The 14,918-nt window shown below is 56.6% G+C and carries 10 protein-coding genes; 5 read left to right on the forward strand and 5 right to left on the reverse strand.

What is annotated here, in order from left to right; translation table 11 throughout:
- Nucleotides 1-60: 60 nt before the first annotated feature.
- The 4 genes from ACR3ZL_RS01120 to cutA all read right to left on the reverse strand — a co-directional run bounded on the left by ACR3ZL_RS01120 (nt 61) and on the right by cutA (nt 6,962).
- Nucleotides 61-2,436 carry a hypothetical protein gene (locus ACR3ZL_RS01120; protein ID WP_473649724.1) on the reverse strand — a complete coding sequence of 792 codons (2,376 nt, stop codon included), beginning with the start codon at nt 2,434-2,436 and terminating at the stop codon, nt 61-63.
- Nucleotides 2,436-5,258, reverse strand: coding sequence for a BatA domain-containing protein (locus ACR3ZL_RS01125; protein WP_486173147.1), 2,823 nt, complete (start codon nt 5,256-5,258; stop codon nt 2,436-2,438). Before ACR3ZL_RS01125 ends, ACR3ZL_RS01120 begins: the two co-directional genes overlap by 1 nt.
- Complete coding sequence (locus ACR3ZL_RS01130) at nt 5,255-6,040, reverse strand: alpha/beta hydrolase (protein ID WP_473649722.1); 786 nt, start codon at nt 6,038-6,040, stop codon at nt 5,255-5,257. Before ACR3ZL_RS01130 ends, ACR3ZL_RS01125 begins: the two co-directional genes overlap by 4 nt.
- A 568-nt stretch (nt 6,041-6,608) precedes the next feature.
- Nucleotides 6,609-6,962, reverse strand: a complete 354-nt coding sequence (cutA, locus tag ACR3ZL_RS01135; RefSeq protein ID WP_473649721.1) for a divalent-cation tolerance protein CutA — start codon at nt 6,960-6,962, stop codon at nt 6,609-6,611.
- A gap of 526 nt (nt 6,963-7,488) precedes the next feature.
- On the opposite strand from cutA, the gene dnaN reads away from it, so the two are divergent.
- The 5 genes from dnaN to trpC all read left to right on the forward strand — a co-directional run bounded on the left by dnaN (nt 7,489) and on the right by trpC (nt 12,491).
- Nucleotides 7,489-8,607 carry a DNA polymerase III subunit beta gene (gene dnaN / locus ACR3ZL_RS01140; RefSeq protein ID WP_473649720.1) on the forward strand — a complete coding sequence of 373 codons (1,119 nt, stop codon included), beginning with the start codon at nt 7,489-7,491 and terminating at the stop codon, nt 8,605-8,607.
- Nucleotides 8,608-8,666: 59 nt separating this feature from the next.
- The gene (locus ACR3ZL_RS01145) at nt 8,667-9,026 is read left to right on the forward strand and encodes a DciA family protein (protein WP_486173148.1); all 360 of its coding nucleotides are present in this window, start codon (nt 8,667-8,669) and stop codon (nt 9,024-9,026) included.
- Nucleotides 9,027-9,177: 151 nt separating this feature from the next.
- Nucleotides 9,178-9,948, forward strand: coding sequence for an imidazole glycerol phosphate synthase subunit HisF (gene hisF / locus ACR3ZL_RS01150; protein WP_473649718.1), 771 nt, complete (start codon nt 9,178-9,180; stop codon nt 9,946-9,948).
- A 67-nt stretch (nt 9,949-10,015) separates the two neighbouring features.
- Nucleotides 10,016-11,593 (forward strand): bifunctional phosphoribosylaminoimidazolecarboxamide formyltransferase/IMP cyclohydrolase, encoded by a 1,578-nt coding sequence (purH, locus tag ACR3ZL_RS01155; protein WP_486173149.1) that lies wholly within the window; start codon nt 10,016-10,018, stop codon nt 11,591-11,593.
- Between the two features lie 118 nt (nt 11,594-11,711).
- Complete coding sequence (gene trpC, locus ACR3ZL_RS01160; protein WP_473649716.1) at nt 11,712-12,491, forward strand: indole-3-glycerol phosphate synthase TrpC; 780 nt, start codon at nt 11,712-11,714, stop codon at nt 12,489-12,491.
- 567 nt (nt 12,492-13,058) lie between these two features.
- Here the strand turns inward: trpC and ACR3ZL_RS01165 are convergent.
- A complete protein-coding gene (locus tag ACR3ZL_RS01165) occupies nt 13,059-14,516 on the reverse strand; it encodes an autotransporter outer membrane beta-barrel domain-containing protein (protein WP_486173150.1) in 1,458 nt (485 codons plus the stop codon).
- Nucleotides 14,517-14,918 lie beyond the last annotated feature (402 nt).

The raw sequence follows: 14,918 nt of genomic DNA on the forward strand, positions 1-14,918 counted from the left end.
GATCCCAAAGAACATCGTGCAACAACCAAGATCCATCTCATCAAACTGGCGGCAAGGCGATTAAGCCAGCCCCCACTTTCGGCGAAGAAACCATTCGGTGGACAAACTGCCGGCAAACAACACAAACAGAATCCACGCACTAATGGGGTCATCGCCCAATCGCAACTTTTCAATGACAACACTTTCCGCCCGACGACGTTGCGTCAGGATCTGTGCGATCAATTCATCAACCTGATCCACCCGGAATGACTCGCCACCGGAATCCGCTGTAGCGGCAGCTAACCTTGATAACAATGAATGGTCGGCAACCCCCGCCGTCAATTCACGCGTGTCATCAATCACTTGGAACGGCAATTCGTTGGATATTTGACCGGATCCGCCGGTCGTCTGAATTCGCAACGTGTGGATACCCGGCGGAACATCAACTGGGATCGCCCCCTTCATCTGCAATACCTGACGCGACAATTCGCCCCGCCGCGATTGCTCTGCCGCGACCGGGATCTTCTCGCCCGATTCGAGAATCACGGTCGCCTTCAATCCGTTGACATTGGTAGGTTGCGGATCATCACCAGACTGCCCGAATTGATTGAGCGTCGCCTCAAAATCACTGCCGCCCGACGCCAAGAACCGACGATGCGTCATCTCGATTTCGATCTCCGTTTCATCGGCTTCCTCCCGCGACAGCACCCACAACATCAATTGCCGCCAAAACCGACGATGAAACTCGCTATCACCACTTCGCCACCACGTCCAAGTGGAATCAAACGCGATCGAAGCGACGCGTCCTTTGCCGTATTCACCAACCACCATCATCGGCTGCTCGCCCTGCCCTTCTAGCAAGACCTGCACGCCGGGAGCGGTTCGGATTCCCGCCCATCGGTTGGCACCCGGCATTGGGGCGACCGTTGACCAATCTGTTCGATCGATCGAAATGTTAGTGATCGGATGAGGCATTGCCACCCGAAGCGACACCGGTTCACTGAACTGTCCCGGCAACGAACGTCGCGAAGCATCTGACGCTGGAACTCCACCAGGCGATTGTACTGTGGAACCATCCATCCGAATTGGCATCACACCGGCCAATGGCGAATCCGCATAACCACCCGGGCCGTACGCATGCTCGCCACCAAGGGTCACTAACGCAGTGCCGCTGGCTACCGATTCAGCCAACTCGGTGAGCTGTTTCTTCCCCAGTGCAGCCGAATGTAAATCACCCAAAATCACGACATCATAGCGACCCGACTGCAGGTCATCGGCCAGATCAATCGGCCAGCGGGCAACCGTATCTCGCGGGATCCACCGATACGAAAGTTCCAAGTCAGGAAAGCGGCGAAGTGCCCGTCGCAAAAACGTTTGCTCCAGTCGCGGCGTGCCTTCAACATACAAAACCTGGCCACCACCCGAACGCACATCCACAAAGGCGAGTTGGCGGTTATTGGTATCGTCGACCTCACCCGGCCGGGACTCCACTTCGACCACCAAGCGGTATCGCCCCGGCTCAGGTGCAATCAATGGTAATCGAACAGATTGCGATTCGTCATTCGATGCTGCGACTAACGATCGCGTCGCCGCGGGAATCCGTTTACCTTCCGCTGATACCCACACGACCGATAATGGCAGCGTGCTTCCCGCCAAGCCTTGAGATTGAACCTCAAAGGCAATCTCGGTCTCGTTTCCGGTAAACATACGATAGGTTTCCGGTAGCGCCGAAACGGCGACATCTTTCAGTCGAACGCCTTCGTTGGCAGGACCGATTGCCACCGTCCATAGCGGTACGCCCATCGCGCCGAGCAACTTGGCACTCCCGATCGGATCGGGCTGCGTTTGACCACCCTCTAGGTCATCGTCCGACACCGCCGTTTGCGTCCCGTCGCCAATCAACGCGACACCAGCCAGCGGGCTGGTCGTTGATGCACTCATCGCCGCTCGAAGTGGAGCCGACAAGTCTGTCAAATTGCCCTCGGGTGCGACTTGGAACGACCGGTTAACCAACTCATTGATCCCATTGGCCGGTACTGACCCCACCGTACGGGCCGACTGATCGTACTGATAAAGCGTGACATTCAAACTGTCGTCGAGCTGCGATATTTGCTCGGCAACCTGATTGAGCACCTGTTGTTCTTGTTCCCATCTCGTTTTGGCCACACCGGAACCACCGGTATTCAGATCACCGGAAGCCAAGGTCATGCTTCGTGACGTGTCGACCGCAATCGCGAGCGTGGCCGCCGCCGGTCGATTATCCGTGCGAACAAAACCTGGTCGCAACATCACCAACAAAATCATGACTGCCGCGATACACCGCAGCAGCAACAGAATCCGACGACGTCCCGGGATCGCTGTCGCGGGCGTCACCGCGATCAACAAGCCAATCACCAGCAACGCCAAAAACGTGCTGACGGATGCCGAATCGTAGATAGGATCAACGCTAAACCGCATCAAGTCGCCTTCGCAAACGCGGGTGAAGCGGATGGATTGGTGTCGCGGTTACCATAAAAACGATTGCTCAATAGTTGCTCGGCAAGGAACAACATCACCGCCAACAACATCAACGGACCGTGCATCGAAACCGCCGATGCGCCGCCTCCAGTTGCCAACGAAAGAGCCTCGACATTATCAACGACACGAAAAGATTCGCCGTCTTCGGTTTCGCCAAACCACTTCGTCAACACGTCCGCATCCACGACAGCGTCACGTGACCAATCGATCGCCAAATTGGCAGAAAAACCCGACGGAAGCCCAGCCTGCAAATCAGGTACGTCGTCCGTCAAACCAAAGTTACGCAGGAAGTAGGTGCCTGGGGTCGCGGTATCGTTCACAATCAGCGAGGGCTGGCTGTCCGAACCAGAACCTGCACTTTGCCGGGATTCCGATCCAGCCCCTGAACTGATCCGCACATCGACTGGCATTTGACCTGGTGGGTACAGCTTCCAAGTCACTGCAGCTTCGGGGTCATTCTTGGAGCCCGCACCTGCCTTCAGTTTCGTCGTCTGGGCTGACGAGGCTATCGCCGATGTCACCTGTTCCGACAATCCAATCAAGGCGGTCTGGCCCACCATCAACGTGCTAGCGGATTGTTGTCGGCCGGCCAACCAAGCCGCAATCGAACGCGTCGTCATGAATGCGGGCCACGCATCGGAACCGCCAAACAAGTCATTCCAGCTTCGCGTCGATGAACTCAACGCAGGCAACGGTGTGGTCGTTACCGCGATTCGACCTTGCTGAAGTTCACTTACCAAAACTGCCGCATGCGATTGGGCGGACTCGCGATCAGCAAAGCGGGCCAGCGTTCTCCAACCATTGGGTTGAGTTTGTGAACCCAATTGGGTTTGCGCTTTTTCGATTTGCCAATATCGACGAATCCGAAAATCACTCCAGTTTGGCGCCGTGGAAGGTCGTTGCAGAGGTTCAAAAATCGGATGCGAAGAGTTCACGATTTGTAGGAAAGTTCCCGGATTCGGAACCCGCCAAACCCTTACCAATGGCGGCACCAAAGCCAGCGGCCGTGACGTTCCCGCGGCAGGTCCCAAACCGGTGCTGTTACCCGAACGAGGCAAAACCTCGCTGTTGGGCCCCAAACCGATCCACAATCCGCCCCCGCGAGCTACCAATGCCCGCACTTGTTCCAGCATACTAGAGCTAAATCCGTTGCTGGATCCGGTCCATTGATATTGATCAGCGTTATAGAGAACCGGTGGATCGATCATCATCACCAAATCAAACGGCCGCCAATCCACCGCCGTTAAGTCTTGATAAGTGACCCGGTCGATTCGATAGGAAGCCGCCGGGTCACTGACGTCGTGCGGCGCGGTCATCGCTGCGGCGATGACATCCGTTTCTTCTCGAGAATCGCCGACCAATAAGACGTTCGGTGGCTCCGGCAAATCGACCGTTAGGTAACGTTGATTGTCCCACTGAAATTGATCTTCACCGACCAATTCGATCACCGCGTGGTAATCACCTCGCGGCAACGGAGGAAGCGTCAACACGACCTCGGTTGACTGCCCCGCTTGAATCGAAACCGAAGCCCGATCCACGGTCCGTCGGGTAGGGATCACGACCTCACCGTCGCGCACCACAGGAAGCACCGAATCCTTTTCATACAAACTAAGCTCTACCGTCGCCGTGGTTTCACTCGACTGTGATAGGTCATCCTGCTGACTGAGCATTTCCTGCCTAGTAGCCACCGTTCCTACATCCACCACAATCGGTATCGCCACGCCCGGCGCCGGTGCACTGTCGACCAAACGAGGCAAGGAAAGATAGCGATTAAATTCCGACGGTCGCTTACCAGCCCCATCGTCGGAAAGTTTGCCGACACTGACACCCGTTCGCGAATCTAATGTTGGTCGTAAACTTAAGATCGAAAGCCCGACTCCATCACGACGCTGCTCGTTGAATCGTGACGATGCGGATTCAATCGGCACGTCCACATCCCAAGTCGGTTCGGCCAGATCCGTGATCACGACCACATGCCGATCGGGCAAATCGCTCGTTCGCACCAGTTCAATCGCCGCTTCGATGCGGTCCGCTATCGGGGCCGGCGACGCGAGCGGCACCAAGCGAGACAACCGAGTCCGAGCCGCGGCCATATCTAGCGAAAAGCCGACCGGGGAAGCGGACCGATCGATTACTGCCAAACGACTACCGGAGGCCAGTCGATTGACCAGTTTGTTGGCTCGGCGAATCGCCACACCCAACCGCGATGATTCGTCTGTCGACGAAGCCTGCGTCTCCGCATTGCTGGCATTGCGATCCGTTCGCCAAGACAGCCCAGGTGAATTGTCGATCACAATGGCCAGCGCCACCGGCTGATTTTCGGAAAGAGTGGGTGCCGTTGAACCTGCCAAGCTGGTGATCGCTCCCAAACCGGCGACCAAACACGCCACGATCGACGCCACCAACAAAGACCAAGGCAACCATCGGGAACCGTTTTTGGAAAACGCGACCGATGCCATTGCTAGCAATCCGATTCCGGCCAGCCCGATCAATCCGATTGTCGTCCACGCTGTCGACATTGACGCATGAATGTGCGGTCGAGCCAAAACCAACGCAAATGCGATCACGGCCAGCACCCGCAACGCGAGCAACCACCAACGGCGAATCCGCATCCGGCTCTTTTGAGCCGTAACGCGTGTTTTCAAGAACGCGACACCTGGAAACACGACGTGCCGGGGCTGTTGTCGGGCGAGCAAATGCAACACCACGGGCACCGCCGCCGCCAACATCCCCGCCAACAGCGTCGCATTCAAAAAGCTCATGCGGTCGCAGCGGCCTGAATTCGCAATCTTTCCACCACGCGAAACAATGCATCCGTTTCGATCGTGTGCGGACCTTGGAAAGCGACAAAATCGACATCCACATCACCACCCCGTAACAAATCCCGCAGCGCCTCGGCACTGCTGAACGGCAAAATGGGGTCAACACGGCCATGCGACTGCAAAACCTTGGTATCCGACAAACGACCCAAAGCCGCCTGCCACTTGGTTTGGCAAATTAGCGTGCCCGAAAACTGCACCAGCGTCTTGGGCGCCGGAACGGCTCCCCGCAGTGCCAAATCCATCGTCAACATGGCCCCCTGCGAAAACCCGCCTAAGCAATAGGGGATCGATTCCGGAGCCGGTGATCCAGGCATGCCGGCCAGCACCGCGTTGACGGTTTGAGCCAAGGCATCCCGAGCAGCATCAATTTCGGGCGGTTCCGCGTCGTGAAGTTGCGAAAATTGGTTCGTTTGCAGCAATTCCTGCATCGAAGCCATGTTCAGGGGCCACCACGCTCGCCCATCGGGCATCCCCAATTCTTCCAAACTGTGTGGAGCTTCCGGATAGATGAAGCGAAGTGCCGAGCAATCGCGACCAATCCACTCGATCAAATGGGGCGTCAACGACGCTAAGTCGTCGCCGGGTGCACCGTACCCGTGACACAGAATGACCGGGATACGAGGTTCCGCCGATCCGTCGACGACAATACAGCGAAGCGGACCGATGGTTTCGACACGAGGCCGCGAGGGATAACTGGCGGCAGATTTTTGGTAAACGTTCATCCCATTAGATTAGGCCGCCTCGACCAAATACCGCAACGTCCTTTGCGAGTCAGAAACAGCCAAACCGGCTTTTCAATCGCAGGCGTTCTCGCCGACACCTCCAAAGTAGCCCCAAAGTCAGATAGCCCATTTTGACAGATCGGGTTGGCTCTGCTCCCACCATCCTGCCCTGACAGGCCTTCTACGAACCCGCTTCGCACCGCATCTCTATCTGCTGATTGCTCCAGGCGAACGGGGCCAAACAGCCGGTTGCATTCCGGATTCGCCGCACCACAACCACCACTCGGGGGGATCTGGTTTTGGCTTTCTCGACGTTGGATTCATGGTCCCAAAGACGATTCAGACCGCACTACAGCATCGATGCAGAACCCAAGAAGCCACTCTATCGAGCTAATCTAAAACCGCCTTCTGGAAATCTATTTCTACTCGATTCACCTAATTTTTGACTTCCCAACGATCTCGAATCGAAGCAATTTCCATCCTATTTTGAGCCCAATTTCCACCGTGAAACTCAGCGACTCAACGTGTTTCCGAGCCCAAAATCGACAAAACTAACCCCCCGGTGGAGTCAATCCGGTGAGTCGTCGCGTGTTTGCGTTCTGACCCACTGGGCGTAACCTTCGGACGAATTCGTCACCGGTGTGACCAGCAATTCAGGTTCATCGTAAGGATGGTTTTTGGCTAGCCAATCGAGTACCGCATCGGTCAATTCTGAGCGTGTTTTGATCAGCAAACGGTACTCCGTTTCGACCTCGATTTTGCCCTTCCAACGGTAGTGGCTACTGATCGGGCCATCGACCTGAACACACGCCGCCAGCCCGCTATCGATCAACTCACCGGCCAGAAGATTGGCTGCTGCCGAGTTTGAAACAGTGGTCCAGACGAGCGCCAGAGCGTGCTTTTCTAAGTTTTTTTGGATCATTTTCGCCTCCGTTTTCGGGGCTGACAAATTGCCCAACACTCCCATCTTTATGTGGAATACCTGTCAATTCAGTGTCTGACTATTGTCTAGATCTGTCGAGGTTTTCACAAGCGGCTCCCAGCCACTGTCTGAAGGTGTCCTGGATCCAGACAAACCTAGACAGGATCCAGACATTGGATCGACAGTTTATCCACAGTCGTTCAGTACGTTGAAACACCGGGATTTACGCGATTTAGACGCCGTAAGAAGGTGTTTTGGGACACTTTCAGGCGAGACAATACGACGACGACGATTAAAAAGATTAACTACTTTGATGGCAAAGCACCTGAGAGTCAGATCCGTTGCTAGCAAAGGTGATTTGAGAATCGATTGATCGTCACCACGCTGGGGATGCGTTCGAGGCGCCAGAGCGGTAAAACATTCCTCCGCTCGAAGGACCGATTCGCCGGGCACCGCAGCGAGAAGGTTCATGCCGGACAAACCCTCGATCGCTGACTAACGAAATTTCATTCTCGAAATCGCTCTCATGAAAATCACCTGCCAACGAGACACGCTCGCCAACGCTTTCGCCCTGGCCGCCAGCATCGCGCCAAGTCGATCGCCGAAGGAGATTTTGCAGAACGTCAAAGTGACCGCCGCCGGTAACAAGCTGACCCTGTCGGCGACTGACCAAGAAGTGGGGATCCGGCTCGATGTGACCGAAGGCATCGAGATCGAGACTGAGGGCGCGGCTCTGTTGCCGGTTCAGCGAACGGGGTTGATCCTTCGTGAAAGCAACGATGAGAAACTCACCATCGAGACCGACGAAGCGGGTATCCGGATCGCCGGCAGTCGCAGCAAGTTTCGGTTGCCCGGCGCCAACCCGGATGAGTTCCCAACCGTCCATGAGTTTGATGAACAAAAGTATCATCAGATCAGCACTCGCCTATTTGGTGAGATGCTTCGCCGAACCGCCTTCGCGACCGATTCGGAATCCAGTCGTTACGCACTCGGGGGGGTATTGCTGGAGATGGAAGGGCAGTCGGTAATCGCGGTCGGAACCGACGGTCGACGACTCGCTCGAATGGAAGGCAAGGGTGACGTCGTGGGTGATCACCAAACCAACGGCATGACCACGATCGTTCCCACCCGAGCGATCGCTCTGATCTCCAAAGCGTTGAATGACAAGGACGATACCGTCGATGTCGCCTCTCGCGGAAACGACCTGATGATCCGCACCCCCCAAGCGGTGATCTCCAGTCGGCTGGTCGAAGGCCGTTATCCGAACTGGCGGCAAGTGTTGCCCAATCGCGAAAATGCGGTCCAGTTGGATGTCACGGTCGGGCCACTCTTTGCCGCCCTGCGTCAGGCTGCGATTGTGACGGACATCGATAGCCGAGGTGTTGATTTCACTTTCGCCGATGGAACACTGAAATTGGAAGCTTCGACGGCGGATTTGGGCGAATCGCAAATCGAACTGCCGATTTCTTACGACGGTGAACCGATCACGTTGACGATGGACCACCGCTATTTGGCGGATTTCTGCAAAGTGATGGATGGCGAGTCAACTTTCGTCATGGAAATCGAATCGTCCAAATCGCCGGCCCTTTTGACGACCGATGACGGTTACGCTTATGTCATCATGCCGATGGCCCGCGATCGCTAATCGGCTTCGTAATGCATTGATACACTCGGGCGATCGTCCGTTCAGCATGGCAATGTCGGATGAAACGAATCCAACCGATGCTCAAGAAAGCATCTAAAACAAACGCCGAGGCGGATGAGCGTGGCAAAGGGCCTCGCAAAATCGGCACGGTTGTTTCTCAACTGATGAGCCGTCGCGGTTACGCTTCCGTCGCCGCCGAACACGCCATGACGGCCTCGGTCGTCGCCTGCGTTGGTCCCCAATTGGCCACTTCTCTTCAAATCGGCAAGCTCAACCGAGGCGTATTGCAGATATTTGCGCCCGATAGCGTGGCGATGCAGGAGCTGACGTTCCAGAAACGGCAGATCATTAAACGGCTGCTAAAGGATCATCCTCAGGCCAAGATCAAGGACATCCGATTCAAGATCCAGTCGAAATAACGCTGGAGTCCAGGCTTTGGCCTGCTCAGCACACCCTTTCGCTCCAACCCGAAACCAAACCCCTCAATACCGAATCCGCGTCGATTGAGTTACCCTGGCGTTCAACACAGGCATCTGGCACACACCAATCAACTCAATCGCTGACGTTTTCATGCTCGCCGCTCGCATCATTCCCTGTTTGGACGTACACGGTGGGCGTGTCGTCAAAGGCACCAACTTCGTCAACCTGGTCGACGCCGGTGATCCGGTTCAGGTTGCGCAGCGGTATGAGGCCGAAGGAGCTGACGAACTGGTCTTCTTGGACATCACAGCCAGCCATGAAGAACGCAACATTCTCTTAGACGTGGTCAGCCGCACGGCCGAACAAGTCTTCATGCCCCTGACCGTGGGTGGTGGCGTTCGCTCGATCGAAGACGTCCGAGCCCTGCTTTCGGCGGGGTGCGACAAAGTTTCCATCAATTCATCGGCCGTCACTGATCCCGACTTCGTCCGCCGCGCCGCCGACCGATTCGGCAGTCAGTGCATCGTCGTCAACATTGACCCTAAGCGGATCCAGAAAGACGGAAAAGAGTTCTGGGAAGTCCACATCAACGGCGGCCGGAAACCCACCGGGCTGCAGGCCGTCGAGTGGGCTCAAGAAGTGGAAAAGCTTGGTGCTGGCGAGATCGTACTAACCAGCATGGACGCCGACGGGACCAAAGACGGCTACGATATCCCGATCACGCGGGCGGTCAGCGAAGCGGTATCGATCCCAGTGGTCGCCAGTGGTGGTGCGGGGCACCCTGACCACCTGGTCGCGGCAATTCGAGACGGCAAAGCGGATGCAGCGTTGGCTGCCAGTATTTTCCATTTCGGCACATTCACCATCACTGAAACCAAACAACGGATGAAAGCGGCTGGGATACCGGTTCGCCATCCTTGACCATCATCGCCATCGCAAGGAATATACGGGCTGGCAAAAAACCGCCTTTTTTCTTTTGCAAAAGTGAATGCTCGTGTCCGACGTGGTTCCAGTTCGAAATGCGTTAATCAGCGTCAGTGACAAGATGGGTCTGACGGACCTCGCTGCCGGTCTTCGCGCCGCCGGGGTGACGATCTACAGCACCGGTGGAACCCGTGCTCACCTGGAAAAGTCGGGCATCGATGTCGAAGACGTCGCCGACTACACCGGCTTTCCTGAAATGCTCGATGGACGTGTAAAAACGCTCCATCCTCGCATCTTCGCCGGCATCTTGGCTCGCCGGGACGATGACGACCATCTCGCCAAGTTGGACGAGCACGATATCGAGCCTTTCGATTTGGTCGTCGTCAATCTGTATCCCTTCGCCGCTACCGCCGCCCGTCCAGGGTCGACTCGCGAAGAATGTATTGAACAGATCGACATCGGCGGACCTAGCCTGGTTCGGGCTGCGGCCAAGAACCAAAACGATGTCGTGATCGCAACCAGCCCGGAACAGTACAGCGAAATTGTCGAGCAACTCGACACCATGGGCGGCACCGACAGCGATCTTCGTCGCCGGCTCGCTTCGGAAGCTTTCGAGCACACCGCAACCTACGACCGCAGCATCGCCGATTACTTGCAAGGCGATCACGTTAGCGGTGAATTCCCCGCCACGATGAACGTGTCGCTGCGACGCAAAACGCAACTTCGCTACGGCGAAAACCCGCATCAACGAGCCGCTTTGTACAGCGACCCGACCGAACGAGCTGCCAACCTGGTTTCGGCTCGTCAAATCAGCGGCAAGGAACTGTCGTACAACAACCTGCTCGACCTCGACGCCGCTTTGGAAATCGTACGCGGTTTCGCCGAACCGGCCGCCTCGGTCATGAAGCACAACAACCCCTGTGGTGCTGCGACCGACGATACCCTCGCTCATGCGGTTGAAAAGGCGATGGCTGGTGATCCGCTAAGCGCCTTCGGCTCGGTGATCGGCATGAACCGCACCGTCGACGTCGCTACAGCCGAATTGCTGTGCCAGCCCGGTCTATTCATCGAAGCCATCGTCGCTCCGGACTTCGAAGCCGGTGCGGTGGGTCTGTTGACGACTCGACCGAAGTGGAAAGACAACGTTCGCTTGATGCAGGTGGGACGTCTCGAAACACTCGGTGCGAAATTGTCACGTCGTTTCATCAGCGGCGGGATGCTTGTTCAAGACGCCGATCGCATGACCAGTTCATCGTTGGATTGGAAAACCGTTACCGAGACGTCGGTCGAAGACGACCTATGGGACGACATCTCATTCGGTTGGGAAATGGTCCGGCACGTGAAGAGCAATGCCATCGTGCTCGCTAAAGACACCGCGTTGATTGGTGTGGGAGCCGGACAAATGAGCCGTGTCGATAGTGTCGAAATCTCGATCGACAAAGCCGGCGATCGTGCTGATGGATCGATTTTGGCAAGCGACGCGTTCTTCCCGTTCCCCGATTCAATCGAAGCGGCCGCGAAAGCCGGTGTCATCGCTATTATCCAGCCTGGTGGGTCTCGTCGTGACGACGAAGTCATCGCCGCTTGTGATGAATATGAAATCCCAATGGTCTTCACCGGTCGCCGTCACTTCAAACACTAATGTTTCGGCTACTTTTGGTTTGGGGGCCTTCGTAGTGGACGAAGCTACGAGTCCCCTGCACGGCTTGACTTTCCCCCGCACTGCTTAGCTTAAACGGACATCGCGAGAATAATCTGGCATGACGATCCTCGATGATATCCTTGTCAAAACTCGCCAAACCATCGCGCGAGACAAGCAAGAAACTGCGCCGGAGTCATTGCGGTCCCAGATCGTGGACATGCCCCCGTGTCGTGATTTTCATGGATCGTTGGCCGCTACCGATCAAGTCCGACTGATCGCCGAAGTGAAGCGAGCGAGCCCTTCAGCGGGATTGATTCGCGAAGACTTCGATCCCGCGACGATTGCCAAAGCCTACGAAGAAGGCGGAGCCGCGTGCATCAGTGTGTTAACGGACGAACCCTTCTTTCAAGGATCGCTTGAATACTTGCGGGCCGTCCGAGCCGCGGTCGATCTACCGATCTTGCGGAAAGATTTCATCGTCGATGAATATCAATTGCTGCAAGCTCGTGCCGCTGGTGCCGATGCGGTGCTATTGATTGCCGAATGTCTGAGCGAAGCCGAACTGGTCCAGCTCGACCAACAAGCTTCCGATTTGGGTCTGCAGACCTTGATCGAACTCTTTGAACCCACCAACCTCGACGCCGTTCTAGCGACCAAGACCAAACTAGTCGGCGTCAACAATCGCGACTTGCGAACCTTCCAAACTGACTTGAATCACACGATTGAAGTCGCCAAGGACATCCCCGCCGATCGACTGATCGTCGGGGAAAGCGGAATCCGCACCCATGCCGACGTCCAGCATCTTCAAGCTGGCGGAGTCAAAGCGATCTTGGTTGGCGAATCTTTGATGCGGCAAGCCGACATCACTCAAGCGACCCGCAGCCTGCTGGGCCGGTAGCCTAAAAGATCGACTAGCTCGGCAGGAGCCTCGCCCTCCCACCGAATCAAAATATTTCCACCCACCACCCGGGAGTGTGAGGCTCCCGCCGAACCCCACCCAGTGCCAGCCCGCTACCCACCACCAACTCGGCAGGAGCCTCGCCCTCCCACCGAACCCAAATATTCTCACCCGCCACCCGGGAGTGTGAGGCTCCCGCCGAACTCCACTCAGGGCCAACCCGCTACCCACCCCAGCTCGGCAGGAGCCTCGCCCTCCCACCGAACCCAAATATTCTCACCCACGACCCGGGAGTGTGAGGCTCCCGCCGAACTCCATTCAGGGCCAACCCGCTACCCGCACTAACTCGGCAGGAGCCTCGCCCTCCCATCGAACCCAAATATTCGCATCCACCACCTGGGAGCGTGAGGCTCCCGCCGAACTCCACTCAGGGCCAACCCGCTACCCACACCAACTCGGCAGGAGCCTCGCCCTCCCGTTTCGCTCACCGCGTGCACGACTTTGTTGGCGGACTGGGCGCTACCACCTGCAACGCTCCTGCTTGGATCCGGAGTGATCAACTCTCCACTACCGGGTCCAGACCACGCCGCCACTGCCGGTATGGAATCGTTGCCGGTCGTTGACTTGCAAGTCGTAGTTAGCGTACAGCGAGAGTGCCGCGTAGCGATCACCTTGCAGTCCGACACCGAGTAGTGCCCAGTCCCGGCCCAGGTCCAAACCTTGGGTCGCGAAACTGGAGCCACCTTGGACACCTGTCACGCTGGTCGCCGGGTCGAGGTACTCGTGCATCCATGACGCACGCGAGTTGGGCGTCCAACGCCAACCCAGTGGACCGTGGACGTGACGGTTGCCGTAGAAATTGGCACCCACCATGCTACGGAGCGAGTGAGCGTCGACATCGTCAATCGACGTGCCACCGGATTCCACATGGTCGTCTTGATGGACCCACAGGTATTGCAACGCCACGTTCGGCTGCACCGTCAGGCCGCCCCATTCGCGTGTCAGTCCACGTTCCAGGTACGTGCCTGTTTGCACGCCGTCGTAGTTGCCCGTGATGCCGCCGGTACGTGAGGTGTCGTAGTCATCGTACGACGCGTTGCCAGCCAGTGTGTAGTAGTTGCCCTCGTGATCGTTGCGGTGCAGGAACAGGCCCAGCATGCCGCTGTTGACGTCGGCCTCTGAACCGGCATCGGTGCTGACGTTTTGGTAACCGTAGGCGCCAAAGAATCCAACCATCGTGTGAGCGTCGATGTGACGGAACAAACCCAACTGGGTACCGCCACCACCGTAGTCAAACCCGGACACACCTTGATGCCCATCAGCGCTACCGCCGATGCCGTAGCCTTGCATCCAACCACCCCAACCACTTTGCGTTAGCGATGAAGTTCGTTGGCCGCGACTACCCCGTAGGCTGCCGATGCCGCTTTGGTAGCTGACCTGTTCGACACTGGGTTCTTCATAACTGACCAGACTGATCGGAGCATACTCGCCATCGGCGGTGCGTGGCGGTGGGGTCAACGAGACGAGCCCCATCGCGTTGTTACCCGAAGAGAAACTACCGGCCATCGTTCGAACTTGATTGCTCAACGATTGGAACTGGTGGTTCTGATTCTGGAATTGAGTTTGCGTCGTGCTACCGAGTAATTGCCCCGCCTCCAAAGAAGTGAGTTCAAAGATGAAGTCGATCGTGAAGTTGGCATGGTCGCTCTCCCACCAGGTAAATTCATAGGTGCCCGGCGCAACCGAGGATCCGGCGCCATGATCCAGCAAATTGCCTTCCTCGTCATCCCAGTATTCAAGCCAATCTGTGCCGTCAGCTAAAAGCTGTGTACGAAAAAAACTAGAATCCGTACTGACATTCACCGCCGTGATCAATTCACCAGATCCCACGGTAACGGTTGCAGAGCCAATTCCCCCGTCTTCTTGCGTCAGAGAGGAATTGGACGAGTTGATTAGGATTGGAGGTGTCGCTTGTGCGGTCGTCACGCAAACGATCAGCGCACACGTAGTCAATGAACGAAACATATTTTGCCCCTGGTTAGCGTATCCTGGAATTTCCCGTCATCGGGAATGGCCCCTTCCAAGAATATCGCCTTGTGTTGGTATCCATTCGGCCGAGTAGATCTGGACAATCCATTAACATCGCTTCACTGCTGTTAACCGTCGTAATCGGCATAGCGTGTTAGCGAACCAATCGTACCGATGCGTTCGCCAACAACGTTGTTGAGCTCTACCACCTCACAGCATCCACACGAGTTAGCCAAGCCCTACGGTTCCCACCACCCGGGAGCGTGAGGCTCCCGCCGAACCCCACCCAGTGCCAAGCCGCTGCCCATCACCAGCTCGGCAGGAGCCTCGCCCTCCCGTTCATGCTCCAGCGCGAGCGGTCACTACCCTGCGCACTCCATCAAACCGTAGGGTGCTGTG

This window comes from Rhodopirellula sp. J20-39, assembly GCF_057365095.1.

Bases quoted from the DNA above. Each gene is read 5' to 3' on its own strand.
- ACR3ZL_RS01120 (WP_473649724.1), bottom strand. From the start codon at position 2,436: ATGCGGTTTAGCGTTGATCCTATCTACGATTCGGCATCCGTCAGCACG.
- ACR3ZL_RS01125 (WP_486173147.1), bottom strand. From the start codon at position 5,258: ATGAGCTTTTTGAATGCGACGCTGTTGGCGGGGATGTTGGCGGCGGCG.
- ACR3ZL_RS01130 (WP_473649722.1), bottom strand. From the start codon at position 6,040: ATGAACGTTTACCAAAAATCTGCCGCCAGTTATCCCTCGCGGCCTCGT.
- cutA (WP_473649721.1), bottom strand. From the start codon at position 6,962: ATGATCCAAAAAAACTTAGAAAAGCACGCTCTGGCGCTCGTCTGGACC.
- dnaN (WP_473649720.1), top strand. From the start codon at position 7,489: ATGAAAATCACCTGCCAACGAGACACGCTCGCCAACGCTTTCGCCCTG.
- ACR3ZL_RS01145 (WP_486173148.1), top strand. From the start codon at position 8,667: ATGAAACGAATCCAACCGATGCTCAAGAAAGCATCTAAAACAAACGCC.
- hisF (WP_473649718.1), top strand. From the start codon at position 9,178: ATGCTCGCCGCTCGCATCATTCCCTGTTTGGACGTACACGGTGGGCGT.
- purH (WP_486173149.1), top strand. From the start codon at position 10,016: ATGCTCGTGTCCGACGTGGTTCCAGTTCGAAATGCGTTAATCAGCGTC.
- trpC (WP_473649716.1), top strand. From the start codon at position 11,712: ATGACGATCCTCGATGATATCCTTGTCAAAACTCGCCAAACCATCGCG.
- ACR3ZL_RS01165 (WP_486173150.1), bottom strand. From the start codon at position 14,516: ATGTTTCGTTCATTGACTACGTGTGCGCTGATCGTTTGCGTGACGACC.